This is a genomic window from Plantactinospora sp. B6F1 (genome assembly GCF_040120695.1).
Lineage (GTDB): Bacteria > Actinomycetota > Actinomycetes > Mycobacteriales > Micromonosporaceae > Plantactinospora.
This window is the reverse complement of sequence record NZ_JBEEAC010000003.1, coordinates 341,747-362,038: the sequence shown is the minus strand read 5'-3', so window position 1 is coordinate 362,038 and position 20,292 is coordinate 341,747. Positions and strand designations below refer to the sequence as shown.

At 68.6% G+C, this 20,292-nt stretch carries 22 protein-coding genes and 2 pseudogenes; 14 read left to right on the top strand and 10 right to left on the bottom strand.

Going from position 1 to position 20,292, the window contains the following annotated elements; genetic code table 11:
* Nucleotides 1-2: 2 nt before the first annotated feature.
* Together ABNF97_RS07280 and ABNF97_RS07275 are read right to left on the bottom strand one after the other, a co-directional pair.
* Nucleotides 3-890, bottom strand: a complete 888-nt coding sequence (locus ABNF97_RS07280; RefSeq protein WP_130464951.1) for a hypothetical protein — start codon at nucleotides 888-890, stop codon at nucleotides 3-5.
* Nucleotides 891-983: 93 nt separating this feature from the next.
* Nucleotides 984-2,843, bottom strand: a complete 1,860-nt coding sequence (locus tag ABNF97_RS07275; protein ID WP_349338034.1) for a phosphoenolpyruvate carboxykinase (GTP) — start codon at nucleotides 2,841-2,843, stop codon at nucleotides 984-986.
* Between the two features lie 401 nt (nucleotides 2,844-3,244).
* On the opposite strand from ABNF97_RS07275, the gene ABNF97_RS07270 reads away from it, so the two are divergent.
* The 3 genes from ABNF97_RS07270 (at nucleotide 3,245) to ABNF97_RS07260 (ending at nucleotide 5,123) form a co-directional block, all read left to right on the top strand.
* The gene (locus ABNF97_RS07270; protein WP_130464953.1) at nucleotides 3,245-3,793 is read left to right on the top strand and encodes a GtrA family protein; all 549 of its coding nucleotides are present in this window, start codon (nucleotides 3,245-3,247) and stop codon (nucleotides 3,791-3,793) included.
* Nucleotides 3,794-3,855: 62 nt separating this feature from the next.
* A complete protein-coding gene (locus ABNF97_RS07265; protein ID WP_349338033.1) occupies nucleotides 3,856-4,614 on the top strand; it encodes a GtrA family protein in 759 nt (252 codons plus the stop codon).
* Nucleotides 4,615-4,622: 8 nt separating this feature from the next.
* Nucleotides 4,623-5,123, top strand: a complete 501-nt coding sequence (locus tag ABNF97_RS07260; RefSeq protein ID WP_349338032.1) for a MaoC/PaaZ C-terminal domain-containing protein — start codon at nucleotides 4,623-4,625, stop codon at nucleotides 5,121-5,123.
* Nucleotides 5,124-5,262: 139 nt separating this feature from the next.
* Here ABNF97_RS07260 and ABNF97_RS07255 read toward each other — a convergent pair whose 3' ends face one another.
* The 3 genes and pseudogenes from ABNF97_RS07255 to ABNF97_RS34130 all read right to left on the bottom strand — a co-directional run.
* Nucleotides 5,263-5,835 carry a PH domain-containing protein gene (locus ABNF97_RS07255; protein ID WP_130464955.1) on the bottom strand — a complete coding sequence of 191 codons (573 nt, stop codon included), beginning with the start codon at nucleotides 5,833-5,835 and terminating at the stop codon, nucleotides 5,263-5,265.
* A gap of 208 nt (nucleotides 5,836-6,043) precedes the next feature.
* A pseudogene (locus tag ABNF97_RS34135) lies at nucleotides 6,044-6,181 on the bottom strand (biotin protein ligase-related protein); the annotation flags it as partial.
* Nucleotides 6,155-7,075: pseudogene (locus ABNF97_RS34130) on the bottom strand (biotin--[acetyl-CoA-carboxylase] ligase); the annotation flags it as partial. The pseudogenes ABNF97_RS34130 and ABNF97_RS34135, both read right to left, overlap by 27 nt.
* Nucleotides 7,076-7,301: 226 nt before the next feature.
* Between ABNF97_RS34130 and ABNF97_RS07240 the strand changes: the two are divergent.
* The 4 genes from ABNF97_RS07240 to ABNF97_RS07225 all read left to right on the top strand — a co-directional run bounded on the left by ABNF97_RS07240 (nucleotide 7,302) and on the right by ABNF97_RS07225 (nucleotide 10,926).
* Nucleotides 7,302-8,894, top strand: coding sequence for an acyl-CoA carboxylase subunit beta (locus tag ABNF97_RS07240; protein ID WP_349338031.1), 1,593 nt, complete (start codon nucleotides 7,302-7,304; stop codon nucleotides 8,892-8,894).
* 218 nt (nucleotides 8,895-9,112) lie between these two features.
* Nucleotides 9,113-9,808, top strand: coding sequence for a hypothetical protein (locus ABNF97_RS07235; RefSeq protein ID WP_130464957.1), 696 nt, complete (start codon nucleotides 9,113-9,115; stop codon nucleotides 9,806-9,808).
* Nucleotides 9,809-9,836: 28 nt separating this feature from the next.
* Nucleotides 9,837-10,154, top strand: a complete 318-nt coding sequence (locus ABNF97_RS07230) for a hypothetical protein (protein ID WP_130464958.1) — start codon at nucleotides 9,837-9,839, stop codon at nucleotides 10,152-10,154.
* Between the two features lie 16 nt (nucleotides 10,155-10,170).
* Nucleotides 10,171-10,926 (top strand): hypothetical protein, encoded by a 756-nt coding sequence (locus tag ABNF97_RS07225; protein WP_130464959.1) that lies wholly within the window; start codon nucleotides 10,171-10,173, stop codon nucleotides 10,924-10,926.
* 56 nt (nucleotides 10,927-10,982) lie between these two features.
* On the opposite strand, the gene ABNF97_RS07220 is transcribed toward ABNF97_RS07225, so the two are convergent.
* Nucleotides 10,983-11,654, bottom strand: coding sequence for a hypothetical protein (locus tag ABNF97_RS07220; protein ID WP_349338030.1), 672 nt, complete (start codon nucleotides 11,652-11,654; stop codon nucleotides 10,983-10,985).
* A gap of 82 nt (nucleotides 11,655-11,736) precedes the next feature.
* On the opposite strand from ABNF97_RS07220, the gene ABNF97_RS07215 reads away from it, so the two are divergent.
* The gene (locus ABNF97_RS07215; RefSeq protein WP_130464960.1) at nucleotides 11,737-11,994 is read left to right on the top strand and encodes a transcriptional regulator; all 258 of its coding nucleotides are present in this window, start codon (nucleotides 11,737-11,739) and stop codon (nucleotides 11,992-11,994) included.
* A gap of 66 nt (nucleotides 11,995-12,060) precedes the next feature.
* Here ABNF97_RS07215 and ABNF97_RS07210 read toward each other — a convergent pair whose 3' ends face one another.
* Both ABNF97_RS07210 and ABNF97_RS07205 read right to left on the bottom strand, forming a co-directional pair.
* Nucleotides 12,061-12,801, bottom strand: coding sequence for a M50 family metallopeptidase (locus tag ABNF97_RS07210; RefSeq protein ID WP_130464961.1), 741 nt, complete (start codon nucleotides 12,799-12,801; stop codon nucleotides 12,061-12,063).
* 45 nt (nucleotides 12,802-12,846) lie between these two features.
* A complete protein-coding gene (locus tag ABNF97_RS07205) occupies nucleotides 12,847-13,068 on the bottom strand; it encodes a winged helix-turn-helix domain-containing protein (protein ID WP_349338029.1) in 222 nt (73 codons plus the stop codon).
* 253 nt (nucleotides 13,069-13,321) lie between these two features.
* Between ABNF97_RS07205 and ABNF97_RS07200 the strand changes: the two genes are divergently transcribed.
* The gene (locus ABNF97_RS07200; RefSeq protein ID WP_130464963.1) at nucleotides 13,322-13,510 is read left to right on the top strand and encodes a hypothetical protein; all 189 of its coding nucleotides are present in this window, start codon (nucleotides 13,322-13,324) and stop codon (nucleotides 13,508-13,510) included.
* Between the two features lie 80 nt (nucleotides 13,511-13,590).
* On the opposite strand, the gene ABNF97_RS07195 is transcribed toward ABNF97_RS07200, so the two are convergent.
* Both ABNF97_RS07195 and ABNF97_RS07190 read right to left on the bottom strand, forming a co-directional pair.
* Nucleotides 13,591-13,842 (bottom strand): hypothetical protein, encoded by a 252-nt coding sequence (locus tag ABNF97_RS07195; RefSeq protein ID WP_130464964.1) that lies wholly within the window; start codon nucleotides 13,840-13,842, stop codon nucleotides 13,591-13,593.
* A 59-nt stretch (nucleotides 13,843-13,901) separates the two neighbouring features.
* Nucleotides 13,902-15,992 (bottom strand): serine/threonine-protein kinase, encoded by a 2,091-nt coding sequence (locus ABNF97_RS07190; protein ID WP_349338028.1) that lies wholly within the window; start codon nucleotides 15,990-15,992, stop codon nucleotides 13,902-13,904.
* A gap of 92 nt (nucleotides 15,993-16,084) precedes the next feature.
* On the opposite strand from ABNF97_RS07190, the gene ABNF97_RS07185 reads away from it, so the two are divergent.
* The 5 genes from ABNF97_RS07185 to ABNF97_RS07165 all read left to right on the top strand — a co-directional run bounded on the left by ABNF97_RS07185 (nucleotide 16,085) and on the right by ABNF97_RS07165 (nucleotide 20,254).
* Nucleotides 16,085-16,312, top strand: a complete 228-nt coding sequence (locus ABNF97_RS07185; protein WP_130464966.1) for an acyl-CoA carboxylase epsilon subunit — start codon at nucleotides 16,085-16,087, stop codon at nucleotides 16,310-16,312.
* Nucleotides 16,313-16,401: 89 nt separating this feature from the next.
* Nucleotides 16,402-16,866, top strand: a complete 465-nt coding sequence (locus ABNF97_RS07180; protein ID WP_349338027.1) for a hypothetical protein — start codon at nucleotides 16,402-16,404, stop codon at nucleotides 16,864-16,866.
* Between the two features lie 61 nt (nucleotides 16,867-16,927).
* Nucleotides 16,928-18,235 carry a hypothetical protein gene (locus ABNF97_RS07175; protein ID WP_349338026.1) on the top strand — a complete coding sequence of 436 codons (1,308 nt, stop codon included), beginning with the start codon at nucleotides 16,928-16,930 and terminating at the stop codon, nucleotides 18,233-18,235.
* 86 nt (nucleotides 18,236-18,321) lie between these two features.
* Nucleotides 18,322-19,383, top strand: coding sequence for a type VII secretion-associated serine protease mycosin (gene mycP / locus ABNF97_RS07170; RefSeq protein ID WP_349338025.1), 1,062 nt, complete (start codon nucleotides 18,322-18,324; stop codon nucleotides 19,381-19,383).
* A gap of 67 nt (nucleotides 19,384-19,450) precedes the next feature.
* Nucleotides 19,451-20,254: a Maf family protein gene (locus tag ABNF97_RS07165; protein WP_349338024.1), complete on the top strand. Its 804-nt coding sequence runs from the start codon at nucleotides 19,451-19,453 to the stop codon at nucleotides 20,252-20,254.
* Nucleotides 20,255-20,292: the final 38 nt, after the last annotated feature.

The following is a 20,292-nucleotide window of genomic DNA, read 5'->3' as shown; positions in this document are numbered from 1 at the left end:
CCTCAGCCGGACCGGGCGGCGGTGGTCACCCGGGTGGAGGGCTGCTGCCCGGCGGCCCGGTTCGCCCGGCCCAGCGCGTAGAGGGTCAGCGCCGCGGCCACCACCAGCGGCACACCGTCCCGGACCAGCCCGTCGACCCCGAGCAGCAGCCAGCAGAACGCCAGGTCGACCACGACCACCAGCACGCTGATCAACACCAGCAGCCCGCCGGCCCAGGTCCGGCCGCGGAGCAGGAAGAAGGTGCTGAACAGCACCGCGTAACTGACCCCGATGCCGATGCCGAACCACAGCACCACGGTAGGCACCGCGAGCAGCCGGCCGTCGAGAATCGTGCCGACTGCCACCAGACAGGGCACCAGGGTCAACGGCCCGTACGTGAACGCGGCGACCCGGGCGGTGAGCAGCCAGCCGGTGACCGGCGGCCGGCGCGGGGTCACCTCCCGCCAGGAGATGCCCCGCCGGTCCACGACCAGCCGGCTCGGATGCCGGACCAGGTACTCCCGCAGCGGCGGTGACCGGTAGAGCAGCCAGACGACGGCGACACAGAGCACGGCCAGCAGGGCGAAGCCGAGCACCCCCGGCAGCGCCGGTACGCCGGCCCGGGGCACGATCAGCCGGCCGACCGCGAAGACCGTGGTCACCGCGAGGATCAGCCCGAGTGGGCGGGCACCGGCCCGGCCCCGCCGGACATGCCGGATCAGGATCAGGAATCCGAGGGTACGCAGCAGCGCCCAGCCGCTGCGGATCGCCAGCCCGAAGCCGCGGTCGGCGGCGTACCACCAGTTGAGCGCGTCGACCGCGACGGTGGCCGCCGCGGTCGCGGCGAGCAACCAGGTCAGCACGCGGACGGCGGACGGCCGCCGGACCTCGGTCGCGGCGGCCGTCGTCATGCCGTCGATGATGCCCGCCGAGCGCCACCCGCACACCTGTGAGGAAGGGCCCCCGCTTATCGTTTTCTTTGTGCAGGGGCCCTTCCTTGCACCTCAGCGTTGGTTGGCGGCTACCCGGATCGCCTCGTCGTCGAGCCGGGCCCGCAGCGCGTCCAGCTCGGCCCAGAGCACACCGGGCAGCTTGTCACCGAACTTCTCGAACCACTCGGTGATCATCGGCAGCTCGTCACGCCACTCCTCGACGTCGACCCGGGTCGCGATGCGCAGGTTCTCCGGACTCATGTCGAGCCCCTCGACGTCGAGCGCGTCCGGTGCCGGTACGAACCCGATCGGCGTCTCGACCGCCTCGCCCCGGCCCTCCAGACGCTCGACGATCCACTTGAGCACCCGGGAGTTCTCGCCGAAACCGGGCCAGATGAAGTCACCGTCGGCGTTCTTGCGGAACCAGTTGACGTAGTAGATCTTCGGCAGCTTCGACTCGTCACCGTCGGTGCCCTTGCCCATCTCGATCCAGTGCCGGAAGTAGTCCCCGCCGTGGTAGCCGATGAACGGCAGCATGGCCATCGGGTCCCGGCGGACCACCCCGACCTCGCCGGAGGCGGCGGCGGTGGTCTCGGAGGAGAGCGTGGCTCCCATGTAGACACCGTGCACCCAGTCCCGGGCCTCGGTGACCAGCGGGATGGTGTCCTTGCGCCGCCCGCCGAACAGGATCGCGTCGATCGGTACGCCGTTCGGGTCGTTGAACTCGTCGGCCACGATCGGGCACTGCAGCAGCGGGGTGCAGAACCGGCTGTTGGCGTGCGAGGAGAGTTCGCCGCTCTCCGGCGTCCAGTCCCGGCCCTTCCAGTCGATCAGGTGGGCCGGCGGCTCGCTCATCCCCTCCCACCAGACGTCGCCGTCGTCGGTCAGCCCGACGTTGGTGAAGATGGAGTTCCCCTGGTCGATGGTGCGCATCGCGTTCGCGTTGGTCTTCCAGCCGGTGCCGGGCGCGACGCCGAAGAGGCCGTACTCGGGGTTGACCGCGTAGAGCCGGCCGTCCGGACCGAACCGCATCCAGGCGATGTCGTCGCCGATGGTCTCGACCTTCCAACCGGGAATGGTCGGTTCCAGCATGGCCAGGTTGGTCTTGCCGCAGGCCGACGGGAAGGCGCCGGCGATGTAGTGCACCGACCCCTCCGGTGAGGTCAGCTTCATGATGAGCATGTGCTCGGCGAGCCAACCCTCGTCCCGGGCCATCACGCTGGCGATCCGCAGCGAGTAGCACTTCTTGCCGAGCAGCGAGTTACCGCCGTAGCCGGAGCCGAAGGACCAGATCTCCCGGGTTTCCGGGAAGTGCGAGATGTACTTGGTGTCATTGCACGGCCACGGTACGTCCGGCTGGCCCGGTTCCAGCGGCGCGCCGATCGAGTGCAATGCGTGCACGAAATCCGCGTCGTCTCCCATCCCGGCCAGCACCTTGGTGCCCATCCGGGTCATGATGCGCATCGACGCGACGACATACGGGCTGTCGGTAATCTCGACGCCGAACATCGGCTGTTCCGCCTCGAGCGGCCCCATACAGAACGGAATGACGTACATGGTGCGGCCGCGCATCGAACCCCGATAGAGGTCGGTCATGATGCGCTTCATCTCCGCCGGGGCCATCCAGTTGTTGGTGGGTCCGGCGTCGGCCTCGTCGACCGAGCAGATGAAGGTACGGTCCTCGGCCCGAGCCACGTCGCCAGGATCGGTACGCCCCCAGAACGAGTTCGGCTTACGGGCCGGCTCGAGGCGTACGAGGGTGCCGGCGTCGACCAGTTCGTCGGTCAGGCGCCGCCATTCCTCGTCGGAGCCGTCCACCCAGACGACCTGGTCGGGGTTGGTGAGTTCGGCTACCTCTTTGACCCAGGCGAGTAGTTTCGGGTGGCTTGTCGGAGCTTGATCGAGACCCCGGATTGTCGCCGGAGCGGCCATGACTGTTCTCCTTTGGTCGACGCTGACCGATTGCAGGGTGCGCGGTGCCGACAGACCGACGACCGCGTCGCCTTGTGAAAGCCTGGGATTTCCGTCAGCGTAAACCGAGCCGGCGTTCGGGGCAGCGAGACTGGTTGTGAAGAACTGCACAAGATGCGGACGTGCTGCGGCTAGGCGATTTTTTCCTCGCTCCCACGCGCAGTTTCACGCAAATCCTTCAGGGCAACAGCATTGCGTCACGGCATCCTCACAGCAGCCGACAGCGCCAGGTGACCCTGACGTCACTCCCGGCACTCCTTTCGCCGTGGCCGCAACCGACCGTCCGCGGAGGCGATCGCGCCAGCGCCGCGAGTCGCCGGTTGCGGGCCGTGAGGACGACCGGCAACCGGTACGCTCAAACCGTGTCCTCGACCGCCACCGGCGAACAGCCCTCACCGCCGGCCGCCCGCCGTGGCTTGCTTCGCACCCTTCTGGACCGGTTCGGTCACCTGATCCGGGAGTTGGGCAAGTTCGGCGCGGTCGGCGGGGTCGCCTTCGCGGTCGACTTCGTGCTGTTCAACTACGCCAACGCGAGCCTCGGCTGGGAGACCCTCACGGCGAAGACGTTCTCCACGGTCATCGCCGCGACCGTCGCCTTCGTCGGCAACCGGTTCTGGACCTGGCGGCACCGGGAACGCTCCGGCATGGCCCGGGAATACTCGCTCTACTTCTTCTTCAACGCCGTCGGCCTGGGCATCGGCCTCGCCTGCCTGGCCATCAGCCACTACGGGTTGGGCAGCATCTGGCCGGGCGTGTTCAAGTCTCTGGTCGCCGACAACATCGCGGCCAACTTCATCGGCGCCGCGCTGGGCACCTTCTTCCGGTTCTGGTCGTACCGCCGGTTCGTCTTCGTGGGCCCGGCCGCCGCGGACGCACCGGACGTGATCACCCAGGGGCACAACCGACAGTGACCGGCGACCCGCCCTGTCCGGTCGACGCGCCCGGCACCCACATCTGCCCTTAAGGTGGTCGAATGCGTTTCGCCCGTCTGTTACCCGAGCGCTGGCAGAGGTTCCTGCGCGAGGTGCTGAAATTCGGCACCGTCGGGGGCGTCAACGCCGCCATCAACTACGCGGTGTTCAACGCCCTTGCGCTCACCGTGTTCGCCGACGGGCAACTCAAGGCGAACGTCATCGCCACGGTCGTCGCCACCATCTCGTCCTATCTGATGAATCGGCACTGGACCTATCGGGACCGGCCGAAATCGGCAATGCGGCGGGAGTACGCCCTCTTCTTCCTCTTCAACGGTGCCGGCCTGATCATCGAGCTGGGCGTACTGGCGCTGGCCAAGTACGGGTTCGGCATCAGCGGCCTGCTGGCCCTCAACGTCGCCAAGACGGTCGGCGTCGGGCTGGCCACCGTCTTCCGGTTCTGGTCCTATCGCACCTTCGTCTTCCGGAAGGCGTCGAGCACGCTGGCCGTCCCGACCGGGATCGGCGGGGTGTCCAGGACGTCCGGCCCGGGATCGGCCGGCGAGCCGGACGGCGACTTCCTGGCCGAGCTCGACCCGGTCGCCGAACTCGCCGAGGCGGTCGGTGAGCTGGTCGAGCCCGAGTCGACAGCCGGGGACCAGCCCACCCGGAGCCGACCCACCGGGGACCGACCTGCCGGGGTACCGGTCGGCTCCGCCCAGCCGATCGAGGTCCAGTTCGCCGAGACCATCGACGCCGCGCTGGAAACCGAACTCGCCGCCGAGTTGAACGCCGCCCCCCGGCGTTCGTCAGCCCGCTGAGCGACACGGTGAGCCGATCGGGTACCGGCGCGCCCGCCGAACTGTTCTTCGAGGATCTGACGCCCGGCCGCTCCTTCGACCTCGGGGTCACCGTGGTCGACGGGCGGGAAATGGTCGACTTCGCCCGGCGTTTCGACCCGCAGTGGTACCACGTCGACGAGGAACTGGCCCGACGCAGTCATCACGGTGGGCTGATCGCCAGCGGCTTCTTCACGGTCAGCCTCTTCATGCGGGCGTACGTCGACCACGTGCTGGCCCGGGCCGCCGGGGACGCCTCACCCGGGCTGGAGGAACTGCGCTGGCTGGCCCCGGTACGCGCTGGTGACCGGCTGGCGATCCGGCTGACCGTACTCGGCAGCAAGCCGTCGGTGGCACGGCCCGGCTTCGGCACCGTCACCCTGACCGCCAGCATGGACCGGCTGGACGACCAGGGCCAGCCGGAACGCGAGGTGCTGCGTACCCGCTTCCGGGGCTGGTTCCTGATGCGGCAACCGGTACCGCCGGGCTGACCTGCCCGGAAGCGGCCCCGACCGCCAGCCGGAAAAGGGTCCCTGCCGGCCGCCCCGTCCCGCGAGCGGTGGACGCAGAGACCCTTCGGCGGGTCACTTCGGCTGTCCTTCTGGCCCGTCCCCCTCCTCGGGGATGGCGCTACTTCGACTCCTCGCGCAGCGGCTTGCCCTCGGTCATGTCCGCCATGATCTCGCGCATCTCGTCGTCACCGAGCGAGTGCTTGTCGTGGTTGGCCTCCACGATCTCGTAGAGCATGGTCTGCACCCTCTCCACGCCCGGGATGTCCTCCAGCACCGACTGGCCCCGCTCACCGGCCGACTCGATGGTCAGCGTGCCGCAGCCGAGCAGGCGCTCGATGAACTTCTGATTCATCGAGTGGTCGTTGATCCGGCCCAACGGGATGTCCCGGCGGTCACGGGAGAGGACCCCCTTCTGCAGCAGTACCCGCTCGTTGGTGAACAGATAGTGCGTGGTCCGCCAGACCAGGTACGGCCAGATGCTCAGCCAGACCGCCAGCACCAGCGCAGCCGCCGCGATCACGTAGCCCAGAATCGTGCCCGCACCGGTCGACGGCAGCAGAACGAAGCCGGCGACCACCGCGGCGACGGCCAGGACCAGCACCACGACCGGTCGGATCAACGCCTTCCAGTGCGGGTGCAGGTGCGCTACGACATGCTCGTCCTTGGTGAGCACGTCCTCGGGAAAAGCCACCCCATCCTCCTCGTCCACAACCGTATGTCCGCGGTGACCGTAACGGTTCCGCGCCACGACCGTGGTATCCGGTATCGACTCTTTACCGAGGGGACCGATCAGGCCAGCATCACAGTGAACCTTTTTCAACCTGAACCGCGCGGCGCTCACGCACCGCGTCCGACCTTGCGCTCCGACGGACCGCAAGGGGAGGTTGAAAAAGGTTCAGTCAGCGCAGGTGCAGGACGTCACCGGCGGCGACCCGCCGTTCACCGTCGACGGTGCCGAGCACCAGTTGTCCGTCCGGGTCGACCGTCCTGGCGGTGCCGACCAGTTCCTCGCCGGCCGGCAGCAGCACCCGTACCTCGCGGCCGAGGGTCGCGCAGTTCCGCACGTACGCCTCGTGCAGGCCGCAGGTGAGCGCGTCGCCGCCGGCGGCGCGCCAGCGGCCGTACCAGCGGTCGATGCCGCGCAGCAGCGCCCGCAGCAGCGGGTCACGGTCGGTGGCCGCCGCGCCGGCCAGTTGCAGCGAGGTCGCGGGCAGTCCGGTCGGGTTGACCGGCAGCTCGTCCGCGCGCACCGTGACGTTCACGCCCAGGCCGAGCACCACCGCCGGGTCCGTCCCGCCGGCCGCGGAGACCCCTTCGGCCAGGATCCCGGCAGCTTTCGCCCCACCCGCCGCCCGCCCGTTCACCCGGCCGTCGCTGCCCGCCCGACCGCCGGTCGCCGCGTGATCATCGCTGGCCGCCCGATCGTTTGCGGCCGCCTGACCGATGCGGTCCGCTCCGGCCGGGGGCGGCTCTGCCACGGGGGCTCTGTCGCCCGGCTCGGGCCAGACCAGCAGGTCGTTCGGCCACTTCAGCGCGGAGTCCAGCTCGGCCAGCAGGTCCACCGCCTCCACCAGCGCCACGCCGGCCAGCAGCGGTAGCCAGCCATACCGGGGTGGCGGCACGGCGGGCCAGTTCCGGTCGGGTCCGGCCACGCCCGGCCGGAGCAGCACGCTGACCGCGAGCCCGGCCCGGGCCGGCGACTCCCAGGTACGTCCGCGTCGCCCCCGCCCTGCGGTCTGCCGCTCGGCGACCACGACCAGCCCTTCCGGCTCGCCGGCCCGGGCCGCCTCGGCCGCGTCGGCGTTCGTCGAACCGGTCTCGCGGTGCAGCACCAGCCGGGTCCAGAGGCTCTCCGGCGTGATCAGGGCCCGCTGGAGCCGCCGCGCGTCGAGCGGCGGACGATCCAGGTCGGTGTACGGCGATCCCGGCATCAGGCCAGCGTACGGGCCCGACCCCGCAAAGCCGGAGCCGACGCCCATCCGGAGCCGCGGCGGACGCCCCGCCCGGAGCCGCGGCGGACGCCCCGCCCGGAGCCGGAGCCGACGCCCACCCGGGGCGGGTGCCGGAGCCACCGTCGACCGCCGTCGGGGTGGTACGGCACACGCCCCCGCCCCTGGCGGTGTGGCCTGGGCACCGACCGTCGTTACGATCGCGGACGTGACTGGGCAGCCGAGTACCGCCGACATCGACCCCCACAGCACCGCCGGCCGCCTCGCGGACCTGGACCGACGGGTGGACGAGGCGGTGCACGCCGGCTCGGCCCGGGCGGTGGAGAAACAGCACGCCCGGGGCAAGAAGACCGCCCGGGAGCGGATCGAACTGCTCCTCGACCCGGGTTCCTTCGTCGAACTGGACGGGCTGGCCCGGCACCGCTCGACCAACTTCGGGCTGGACCGCACCCGACCATACGGGGACGGCGTGGTGACCGGGTACGGCACCGTCGACGGCCGGCAGATCTGCGTCTTCGCCCAGGACTTCACGGTCTTCGGCGGTTCGCTCGGCGAGGTCTTCGGAGAGAAGATCGTCAAGGTGATGGACCTGGCGATGAAGATCGGCTGCCCGGTGGTCGGCATCAACGACTCCGGTGGCGCCCGGATCCAGGAGGGCGTGGTCAGCCTCGGCCTCTACGGCGAGATCTTCTTCCGCAATGTCCGCGCCTCCGGGGTGATCCCGCAGATCTCCCTGGTGATGGGGCCGTGCGCGGGTGGCGCCGTCTACTCCCCCGCGGTCACCGACTTCACCGTGATGGTCGACCAGACCTCGCACATGTTCATCACCGGTCCAGACGTGATCAAGACGGTGACCGGCGAGGACGTCGCGATGGAGGAGCTGGGCGGGGCGCGTACCCACAACACCCGCAGCGGCAACGCGCACTACCTGGCCGCCGACGAGGACGACGCGATCGACTACGTCAGGGCGCTGCTGTCGTACCTGCCGAGCAACAACCTCGACGAGGCTCCGGTCCTCGACGCACCGGCCGAGCTGGAGGTCACCGAGGTCGACCGGGACCTGGACACCCTGATCCCGGACTCGGCGAACCAGCCGTACGACATCCGCCAGGTGATCGAGCACGTCGTCGACGACGGGGATTTCCTGGAGGTCCAGCCGCTCTACGCGCAGAACATCGTGGTCGGCTTCGGCCGGGTCGAGGGGCGGCCGGTCGGGGTGGTGGCGAACCAGCCGATGCACTTCGCCGGCTGCCTGGACATCGCCGCCTCGGAGAAGGCCGCCCGGTTCGTCCGCACCTGCGACGCGTTCAACATCCCGGTACTCACCTTCGTGGACGTTCCCGGGTTCCTGCCCGGCACCGGCCAGGAGTGGGACGGCATCATCCGGCGGGGCGCCAAGCTGATCTACGCGTACGCCGAGGCGACCGTCCCGAAGGTCACCGTGATCACCCGGAAGGCGTACGGCGGGGCGTACGACGTGATGGGTTCCAAGCACCTCGGCGCGGATCTCAACTTCGCCTGGCCGACCGCGCAGATCGCGGTGATGGGGGCGCAGGGCGCGGTGAACATCCTCTACCGGGGTGAGTTGGCCGCCGCCGACGACCCGGCCGCCGTCCGGGCCGAGAAGATCCGGGAGTACGAGGACACCCTGGCCAACCCCTACGTGGCGGCCGAACGCGGGTACGTCGACGCGGTGATCCGGCCGGCGGAGACCAGGAGCCAGATCGTCCGGGCGCTCCGGACCCTCCGCAGCAAGCGGGAGACGCTGCCGGCCAAGAAGCACGGCAACATCCCGCTCTGATCCGGCCCCGCCGGAAGGGACGGTCTTCAGCCACCTGCACCGTGTCCTGGCAGGGCGGCGGTACCTCGGTCGGCTGGACCTTGCCGGACGCGAGATCGATGGCCGATACGCTAACCTGTGCGTCGACCTGCCACCGGTCAGCTGACCGACGTCCATGTCCGCCGACTCGACGTCGAGTACCAGGTCACCTGTGGACAACCGAACAACGGGGACGCGCTGTGCGAGAACAATACGGCCGCGACGACAACCTGGAACTTTCGAGGCTGGACTCACTCGGCGATTCCGACCGGCTGCGTGCGGATGCACGGCGAGAGCTGACGGAGGCCGGCGAACGTTTCGTACCGCCGGCCCACCACGAGGGCGCCGACCCGTCGGACTCGGTCTGGGTCACCGTCGACTCCGACGGTCGGGTGGAGAGCGTCGACATCAGCCGGCACTGGCTGGACCGGCTGGACGCGGAGGGCTTTCCATCCGCGCTCCACGCCGCGTACACCAGTGCGGTGCGAAAGCTGGTCAACGCCAGCGTGCTGGCCACCCTCGCGGCTCAGGAGGAGATCGGTCGGCATCCGTTCGCACCACCGAACCCGCCGGCCGGCCGGCCGACACCCACGCCCGAGCCACCGGCACCCGGTCCGGTGGACGAGCGGGACTGGCTCAGCCAGACCTGGCAGGCGATCGAGGACATCGACGAGCAGCTCCGGCGTCTGGACCAGATCAGCACGGACATCGAGTTCCGGGAGAGCCGGGAGAAGATTCTGACCAGCCCGGAGGGGCACCTCACCGCACGGATCAACGGCGGTGGGGTCACCACGATCACCGGCGATCCACAGAGCATCCGGAACGCCAGTACCGAGCAGTTGCGTCTGGCGGCTTTGGCCCTGTTCCGGGCCGCCGCCGAGGCCACCGAGAACTGATCCGGCTCGACCGAGAGGCAGAATCGCCATGTCAGAGGTGAGCGTCATCACCCGGGCGGTCTACAACGAAGGCAAGAAGTGGAAGCAGCTCTCCGACCAGATGGAGCCGATCAAGGCTGCGGTAGGCGGGCTCGACCTGAGCATGTCGGCGTTCTTCATCGGCGACGCAAACGCCGGGGGGCACTCCGCCGCGTACAACGGCTTCCAGTCGTTCATGGAGACCGTGCTCGCTGGCGCGGTGACCGAGTTCGAGCAGCTCGGCTTGGCACTCGACCGTATCGCCGACGCGTATGACCGGGCAGACGAGGTCGTCGCACTCAATCTGAACGAGATCTACACAGCGTAAGGGGAGAGGAACCGAAGTGGCGCCACCGGGGATTGGTGATCCGGCCGAGTACACCGGCCCGTTCAACACCGCGTTCAACCAGATCCGCGACGGAATCAAGAAAGCCGTCGACGGCTTCAACGACCTGGTAAGCAAGGTCAACAAGTGGGCCTGGGCGCTCGGCGCGGCGGCCCTGTGGTGGATCAAGAGCAAGCTCGACGCCGTCCGCGATGCCCTGGGCAAGGTGCTCGAAAAGGTCAAGTACGCGCTCGAGCACCAGACACCGGTGCTCTCGCTGATCAATATCAGCTTCCAGTGGGTCAAGCAGGTGAAGACGCCGGTCTCCGAGCTCTCGTTCAGCACCACGGAACCACGGGACGAGGACCTGGTCCGGTGGAGCGGCGACGCCGCGTCGGCATACACCCGGAAGGCCGGGCAGCAGAAGGCCGCGGTCGACGAGGCCGTCGGAAAGGCCGAGTTCATCAGCCAGTGGCTGTTCAAGATCGCCAAGGCGAACGTCGACTTCGCGGTCGAGCTGGCCAAAATCGTGACAGGTCTGGCCAAGCGGATCGTCGAGGCGGCTGCCGAGGCCGGTGGGGTCATCACGATTCCCCTGGTGGTGGAGACCCTCGGCGACGCGGTGGGCAGCCTGGTCGAGTCGGGTCTGAACACCCTACTCACGGTCGGTCAGCGGTTCGTCGACGCGCTCGGCAACATCCGGGATCTGGCCACCCAGGTCGGTGACCACTCGAAGCTCCCCGGCGGAAAGTGGCCCGAGGCGGTACGCGGCTGACGCAGGCGACGCTCGTCGAGGACTGACGGCGACGGCGACGCTCGGCCGAGGACGGGTCAGGGTACCTCGGCGAGCGTCGCGGTCAGCAGCTGCTTCACCTTCGCCGCCAGGACGTCCTTCGGAGTGAACTCCGTACCCCCCACCGCGAGCCACACCTTGAGCACCAGGTTGCCGGCCCGCGAGTGGATCATGTATTCGGACCGCTTCGCACCGGACTCCGACTGCTCGGTGAAGCCCTCGGCCTCCTCACCGATCCCGGCCACCACGCCGTCCCGGCTCATCCCCGACACTCGTTGGGTGGCCCGATAGAGCCGCCCCGCCTCGTCGGGCGAGCCCAACGTCGACGCCTCGACCAGCAGACTCGCCTCATGGCCGCCACGGGCACGGAACTCGAAGAGACAGGCCGCACCCGGGGCCGAGGTGGGCTGCTTGGGGATCTTCTGCTGTACCGTCAGCGAAAGATCCGCCAGCGGCGCCAGGCTGGTCCGGGCACAGAGGTCCAACCCCACCGCGTCGTACGTCCGGCCGGGCCCATCGGGCGTGGCGCTGGTGTTCGGTACGGACTCCGTGCCGGCCGGCGGGCTGGGTGCCGCCGTCGGCTCCGCCGGACCGGTGGTGCAGGCGGTAGCGGTGAGGAGCCCGGCGAGCACCGCCAGCCCAGCCAGCTGCGCCCCACCCCGACCTCGGCCGGGAGACGCGTTTCGGCACGTACGAGATGCCTGACCCATGTCCACAAGGTACCCGTCCCCCGGTCAGCGCCGGGTTTCACCTTCCACCCGAGCACCGCCCGTCCTGGCTAGGGTGTCGGGCATGCCTAACCGGGAGACGCTGGAAACGATCGCGCGGAGCCGCACGGTCAGCGCGGAGCTGGTGCTTACCAACCTCGCCGAGCTGCGAGCGTACCCGTATCGGCATCTCGCGATCGCGGCGCGGCGTGGGGTCGGCCAGGAGCCCGTGACGTACGCCATGATGGCCGCGGAGACGCTCGCCCCGTACGGTTGGGAGCTGCTGAACGTCGCCGAGTTCGGCAGCAGTCGGGTCGTGTACGCCTTTCTCCGGCGCCGATAGTGCCGAGCATCCCGGGCTGCCCCAGATGTTCGCAACGGGCTGGTGGAGCGTCCCGGCTCCGGCACGTCAACCGGGCAGGCTGGCGGAAGTCAGTATCGGGCCGGTGAGCAGGGCGGCTCCGGCGAGCAGGGCGACCAGGTTGACCGCGCCGAAGACCCCGACCCAGGCCACGCCGGGCACCCGGGTGAGCCAGGCGAGCTGGTCCGCGTCCGACTGCGGCAGTTGGCCCCGCCGACGCAGCGTCTGGAGTTCACCAACCGGCCGTACGCCGCCGAGCAGCAGGAACCAGACCCCGGTGTACGCGAACGCGGCCTGGACGTCCGGCGAGGCCTTCCAGGAGACTCCGAGTACGACCCCGGTGGTGACCACAATCGAGATGATGCCGAAGACGTTGCGGATCATCACCAGCATGGCGAGCAGCAGCGCGACCGCGACCCAGAGCAGCAGGGTGATCCGGTTCCCGCCGAGCACCCAGGCACCGGCCAGTCCGATCAGCGAGGGTGCGAGATAGCCGGCCAGCAGGGTGAAAATCATTCCGGGGCCGGTCGGCCGACCCGCCGACAGGGTCAACCCGGAGGTGTCCGAATGCAGCCGGATGCCCTGGAGACGGCGTCCGGTGAGTACCGCCGCGAGCGCGTGCCCGCCCTCGTGCGCGATGGTGATGGCATTGCGCCCGACCCGCCAGGGCACCCGGGTGAGTACGACGGTGAGCGCGACCAGCCCGGTGATCAGGACCAGTAGCGGGGGTGGGTCCGGTTGCGCTCCGAAGAGCTTGTCCCAGAGGTCTGTCACGCCGTCCACTGACATCCGAGCGAGCCTAGCTCACGTCGCCAACGCCAGCGGGGGCCCGGCTTACTCATCGCCCCCGACGACGAAGACGCCCAGCCCGGGATGACCCTCCACCAGACCCTTCGCCTTGAGCCAGTTGACCGCACCGCGCACCACGGTGATGGAAACACCGTATTGGGCTCGCAGCTCTGCTGTGCTCGGCAACCGGTCACCCGGCGCCAGCTTTCCCGATTCGATCTGCACGGTGATGTCGTTAATGATCTTTTGTGTCTTCGAGGTAGGCACAATGCACTCCCTGGTCCGCAGCCACATTTGATCACGTTGAACCGAGGGACCACAAGCATCACGAGGCATCAAGGTGCATATGGCCTTGCCTTGCCCTACCTTATGCATCAGGTTTTGGGAGCCGATTTCTCCTGGTCCGCAACCTGGTGGGGGTCGGTCTCCCCGCGCGGCGGCTCGTCTCTCTCCCCGACAGCCGGCGAGCCGCCGCGCGTCCCGCAACCGCCGGAGGTCCGCAATGGAACGCGACCGCTCCATGGCAGTCGTCGAACGACATCGGCCGGCACCACTCTGGCGACTACTCGGCATGTGGCGGTGCGTTGCCTGCCGGCGCCGCTGGCCCTGCCCGCGCTATCGCGACGCCCGCAGCAACCTGCTCGCCCATGACCGGCACGACATCGCGCAGGTGGCACGACGGTTGAACAGCCGCTGGCCGCACCCCTGAGACGAGTTGGCGGCAGCGGGACCTGTCATCCCTGTCCGGTCGATGACCGATCCGGCTGCCGCCATCCTCGTAGCCCGATCTCAACGAAGCTGACCGGCGGAGCCGCCCCGCGCTCGGCCCGTCGTCGATACGGCGACCCGGGCTGGCACCGCAGTCCGGTTCGGCATGCCTCGCCGCAGCAGCAGCCAAGCACCGACCGTAGCGACGGCCACGGTGACGACGCCGACGAGCGCGACCATTCCGACGCCCGCCACCAGCAGGGCGAGGTCGCCGATCGCCACGAGCATCCACAGTGCGACACTCGGCTTCGTCGCGTGATATCGGGAGCGCATCAGTCGTACCTCCTTCCGTCGAGATCACCACTACCCCGCCGGAAGTGAGGTCATACCTGTCAGCTCTTCGCGGGTTGGAACCCGTCGACGATGATCTGGAAGTTGGGGAGGTTCTCGTCCCACTCGTCTGCCGCGGTGTCCCAACGGATCGCATACGCCTTGTCAGGGGCCGTCACGAAGCCACGGTTACGGACATGGACCCGGACTCCATCCACAGTCTCCAACCAGTCCCAGTCGGCGCATTTGTCCCAGTAGTCCACCGCACGAATCTGCCCGACCCGCTGATAGTTGACCGTATTGTTCCGCCGGTAGCTCTCCTTGCTCTTCCAGTCGGCTACCGGATCAGGCTCAGGCCGGTTGGTCTGGTCGATGAGTAGCTGTCTCGGACCATCCGGGTCACGGAACCACACCCGGACAGCATCCGCCGCTGGCCCGGTCTTCTCCCGAGTCATCTTCCATCCCTCCGGAACCGGCACGGAGAAGTTCGTCGGGTCCCTGTGCATGCGCCAGCCAGGCGGTAGCTGCGGCTGATTGGGTTGACCGGTCGGGGTCGCCGAAGGCTGAGCCGACGGCGCGGTCGCAGCCGGAGTCGGCGTTGTTGGTGCCTTGGTACCGGCGGCGGTCGGCTCAACGGCCGAAGTCGAGCCCGTGGTGCCGCCGTTGTCGTCCTCCCCCGAACCACCGTTGGCCAGTGGCACGATCACGGCTAAGGCGAGCAGGAGCAGGACGACGAGCCCACCGAAAAGCCACATCCGTCGGTTGCCGGCCGGTAGGGCAGCCAACAAACCGCCACCGTTGCGGCCGCCCTCGTCGTACTCGATATCGCGGCCGGCGGGGACGGGTGCCTGGCCTACCGGTTGTGCCTCCGGGGCTACCAGCTCGGTAGGCGCGTCGTCGGGCTTCGGCTGCACCGCCGTGGGCGCCGGATCCGACTTCACCTTGGGCGCGTCGACCGACTCCCCGGGCACGACGACGACGGCCGGTTCGGTGGGCGGCCGGGCACCTGCCGAGCTGGCCGGTTTCTCCGGTGTCTCCGCCGGAGATGACTCCGCCGCCGGCTCCTCCTCCGCTGGCGGGGCAGGCAGCTTCGTCGTCTCGGCAGCCGGCAGCTTCGTGGTCTCCGCGACCGGCGGAGGAGCGGCCGGCAGCTTGGTCGTCTCGGGAGCCGGCGGCACCGCCTCGGCAGAGGGCGCGGCGGTCGGCGGCGCGGCGGGGGCCGGTCGGGGCGAGGGCAACGGCACGATCCGGGTACGCGGCTCGCCCGGTTCGCGGGGGCCGTGCGGCCCTGGTCGGCGTACCCCGTCGAGCAGTGACATCCCGGGGTTCCGGCGCCGGCCTGCCGCGCGCCGGAGCAACCGCTCCGCCACCTCGGCGTTGATCCGCGTCGTCGGGTCCTTGCGCAACAGGCCGGCGAGCACGGCCTTGAGCGGGCCGGCGCGGCGCGACACCGGCGGCGGTTCGGTGGCCAGTGCCGCCAGCGTCGCGATCGCGGACGGCCGGGCGAACGGCGACTGTCCCTCGACGGCGGCGTAGAGGGTCGCGCCCAGCGACCAGAGGTCACCCTCCGGCCCCGCCGTGCCGTCCCGCGCCCGCTCCGGTGCGATGTACGCGGGCGACCCCAGCACCAGTCCGGTACGGGTCACGTTCGGGTCCCCCGGCACGGTGGCCAGCCCGAAGTCGGTCAGCACCACCCGACCGTCGTCGCCGAGCAACACGTTGCCGGGCTTCACGTCCCGGTGCATCACCCCGGCCCGGTGCGCGGACTTCAGCGCGCCGAGCACCCCCAGGCCGATCTCGGCGGCCCGGGTCGGTGACACCGGCCCGTCGCTGGCCAGCGTGTCCTGCAAGGACCGCGACGGGACGTACTCCATGACGATCCAGGGATCACCATCGGTACGGAGTACGTCGAAGACCCGAACCACGTTCGCGTGGTTGAGCCGAGCGATCGCGCGCGCCTCGCGGAGCGAGCGCTCGCGCATCTCCCGGCGCTCGTCCTCGGTGAGCCCCGGCGGCGGGACCAGTTCCTTGATCGCGACGTCGCGGTGCAGCACCTCATCACGCGCCTTCCAGACCCGACCCATCCCACCCTGGCCGAGCGGCTCGACAAGTCGGTACCGGTCAGCGATGAGTTGCGGAGGCGCACTGGACACCCGTGGACGGTACCCAACGGCAACCAGCGTCACACCTTCGGCACGCCTATCTGGGACGCCCACCAACCGACGGGGGACGTACCCTGAATGCCATGGCTGACGAAGAGTCGCTGCTCCGGGTGGTCCGCGGCACCCCCACGCCGGAGGAGTTGGCCGCCCTGGTCGGGGCGATCTTCCTCCGGCCCCGACCGACCACATCGGCCCGACCCGGCACGCTGTCGACCTGGGCACGAAGAGGTCGTCCCGGTACGGTGTCCCCGTCCGGCATACCGGCCCGCATCGGCCGTGACGCCTGGCGGGTCTCAGGCCTTCCTCACTGACCTGCTCCGGGCGCCCGACGGGGCTGCCCACGCGGGCCCGTACCCACTAACCTTGATGTGGGGCAGTACGCAGTACCTGGGGAGAAGACGTGATACCTGATGAAGACCGCGGCCCTGCGTGGCTGCGCGACTACGGCGGGTCCATAGAAGCTGACATCCAGCGAATGGAAGAGTTCGCAAAGCAGCTCCTGGCGGAGGTTCAGAAGAACTACGTCCCGCACATGGAGGAAGTCCAGACGGACATGCTGCCCAACCTGCCCGCACCAAATGCGGGCTTCGCGGAGCTGGTGTCGTTCTTCGAGGCGCACCGGAACGTCCAGCAGGACACCTCGACACGGGTTTGGGACGTCGGCGACGGCACCGGCGGCCTCGCCATCGCCGCCGAGACCGTCAGTAAGAACTACAACAACTCCGATGCGTTCTCGCAGGCTCGGGTCCGCGACGTCGAGAACGCACTGAACCAAACCGGTGCAGCGGCACCGCCGCCACCCGGGTCACAGAACACGCCAGCGCCGCAGGGTGGCGCGGCGAACACGGGGAGTCCAGATGCTTGATGGCGGGGGCACCGGCCAGCTCGCCGGTACGACCAACTGGGTGTCACATAATGTGCGGCAGATGTGGAGTCTGGTGGAGAACCAGCAGACCGACACGCACTGGCAGCACGTCAGCGGCTGGCGGAAGACCTCCGAGCTCAGCTTGCTACACCTCTCGCGGCTGAAGCAGTACCGCGAGAACCTGGCCGAGGCTTGGCCGCCGGAGAAGAACGAGGCTTCAAAGGCGTACGTCGCGCGACTCGACTTCCTCATCGAGACGGTGCAGGGCGTCTACGACACGGCCGCCGCGAACCAGCAGACCCTCACGGGTGTGACCCAGGCGATCTGGGAGTCGCGCAGAAATCTTGAGGAGATTCACAAGGAGTACCTCAAGAAGGAGCAGGCCAAGCAGCAGTACGACGCGGCAGTTACGGCGAACAACGGGCGGCCGCCCGCCGGCCAGCAGGCGACGACTCAAGCCGATCTGGAAGACCTGAACTGGCGCGCCCGCCACATCATGTACGGGCTCAGCAGCGAACTTGCCACCGCCCAGGTACAGCTCCGAAAGCCGCCGGTTTACAAGGCTCGTGACAAGCAGACGGGTGATCCAGCAGACTACCCAGGCGCTGGCACCAACGGCGCCATGGGAAGTTCCGGCCCTCCAGTGCTCCCTCCTGTTGTACCGATCCCGGCGGGAGGCGGTGCAAGCTATACTCCACCCCCAACATCGGCCGTCCACACCGTACCGACGCCACCTGCGCCCGGTATAGGTCCGATCCTCGGGGGTGCTGGTCCGGTTGCGCCTCCGGCCGTCCCACCGACACCTCCGAGCGTCATTCCGCCACCGCCTACTACTGGCCCGGGTCTGCCGCCGCCTCCTCCAATAGCCCCCGCCCTACCTCCGGGCGCGAAGCCCCCGGGTCTTCCGCTTGGGGCCAGGCCTCCTGGGCTGAACCATCCCATGCCATCATCGGTACCCCCCGCCGGCATGAACAAGCTTGGCTTCGGACCCAACGGTGGATCGGGTCCTCGGGTCATGCCTCCGGGAGGAATGATTGGTGGCACATCCGGGGCAGGTCTGTCCCAGCCAGTTTCAGGAACTGGGGGAGCTCGGCGCATCAACCCTGTCGGGGGTGTAATTGGCAGTGGAGGCGGAGCGACCTCGCCCAGCAGGACTGGATCGCCGGGCTTTACGAATGGCCCGACAGGAGCAGCCAAGGCATTCGGAATGGGGTCGGGCGCCCGACCCGGCCAAAGCAAGGAAGAAGAGGTCCGGTATTGGGATCCCGATAACCCCTGGGAAACCGACGAAGGCGTAGCCCCGATCATGATGCCGAATCGCGAAAAGGTCCGGATTGACCCTGGCCCAATAATCGGGAACGAGCGGTGATCTCTCGCGTTGTCCGCACGGCCGTGACGCTCTCGTGCGCCACGGCCGTCGCCGTCTTGCCATCGGCCGCAGCGCACGCCGACCAGGTGCGCGACAATCAATGGCATCTTGAGTTCCTCCAGGTTGCTGATGCCCACAGAATCAGCCAAGGAGAGGGAATCACCGTCGCCGTAATCGACACCGGCGTTGACCCGCACCCCGATCTCCGCAACAATCTCTTGTCAGGCACCGCCACTTACACAGGAGGATCGGGCAACGGGCGCCAAGACGGCGATCCTGGTGGGCACGGAACAGCTATGGCCGGTTTGATCGCGGCACATGGCAGAGGCGCCAACGGGGCGCTGGGCATCGCCCCAAAGGCCAAGATTATTCCGATTCGAGACTCAGAAAACAAGAGCGGTGGCGACCCGGACGAGACAGCCAAGGCAGTAGAGTGGGCAATATCCAAGAGGGTAGACATAATCAACATCTCCTCTGTTATGTCCTCATCGTCTCGACTCCGCCAAGCAATTGAGGCCGCCTTCAAGGCAGACATCGTCGTTGTAGCGTCTGCCGGAAATCGCCCTGGACATATCCTCGTTGGATTCCCTGCTGCCATCGATGGAGTCGTTGCTGTCGGCGCTACTGACCACAAAGGCAACTACTCCGACACTTCGGTTACTGGGAAGAGAGTCGTTATTGCCGCCCCGGGTATTGACATCCACAGTACCGCCAAACGTGGGAGGTATAGCGAAACCTCCGGCACATCAGACTCTGCCGCGATCGTGGCTGGGGCGGCTGCGCTCGTACGGAGCAAGTTTCCGGATCTGTCGGCGGAGGAAGTCGTACATCGACTGACTGCTACTGCTGACGACAAGGGTGCGCCGGGTAGGGACGAGGAGTACGGGTACGGCGTAGTCAACCTGGTCAAGGCGTTGACGGCCGACGTACCTCCGCTGGAGGGGGACGCCAACCCGAGCGCTAGCGCCGCGCCCAGCTCCAGTCAGACCCAGCCTGCCGCCAACGCGGCTCCCGAGCCGGAGGACAAGTCGGGCATCGGGTCGACGATTCTGATCGGTGTTCTGGTGGCTCTCGTCGTACTCGGCCTGGTGGTGACCCTCCTGGTGGTGTTCCTGGTCCGGCGGCGGCAGCAACCCCGCCGCTTCTAAACCGAACCCACCGAACCCCCGGCCCGATCGCGGCCAGCTCTCGTCGGGCCGGGTAGCGTTGGCCGTCGTGCACACGACAAACCGGCTTCGCCTGGTGCTCGCCTCGGCGAGCCCGGCCCGACGCAAGCTTCTACAGGCCGCCGGCATCGAGCCGGAGGTACTGGTCAGCGGGGTCGACGAATCGCGGGTGGACCCCTCGACTCCGGAGGCGCTGAGCCTCACGCTCGCCCAGTTGAAGGCGCGGGCGGTAGCCGGCAGTCTCAGCGCCCACTCGAACAGCGACCGCGCCACCAACACCAACACCGGCGCCGGCACCGCCACCAAGACCGGCACCAACACGGGCGAGCCACGCCGTCCCGCCGGTACCGGCGGCGAGGACGCGAATGGTCTCCGTACCCTCGTCCTCGGGTGTGATTCGGTGCTCGCCTTCGGTGGGGAGATTCTCGGCAAGCCGGCCGATGCGGAAGAGGCGACCCGCCGCTGGCAGGCAATGCGGGGCAAGAGTGGCGTACTGCACACCGGGCACTGCCTGATCGACCTGTCGAATGGGCGCGAGGTTGCCCGGGTGGGCGCCACTACCGTCTACTTCGCCGAGGTCAGCGACGACGAGATCGCCGCGTACGTCGCGACGGGTGAGCCGTTGCAGGTGGCGGGCGCGTTCACCATCGACGGACTGGGTGGACCGTTCGTCGACGGGGTGGACGGCGATCCCGGAGCGGTGATCGGGCTCTCCCTGCCACTGTTTCGCAACCTGCTCGGCGAGTTTGACCTGCGGATCACCGACCTCTGGGCCGACCGGACGTCCCCGCCCGGGGCCGGCTCCGAGACGGCAGTGACGAGGGCAGCGAAGACGGTTGCCGACACACACTGACGAACCGCTACCGTCCGCCGGCAACCTGACATAGCGTC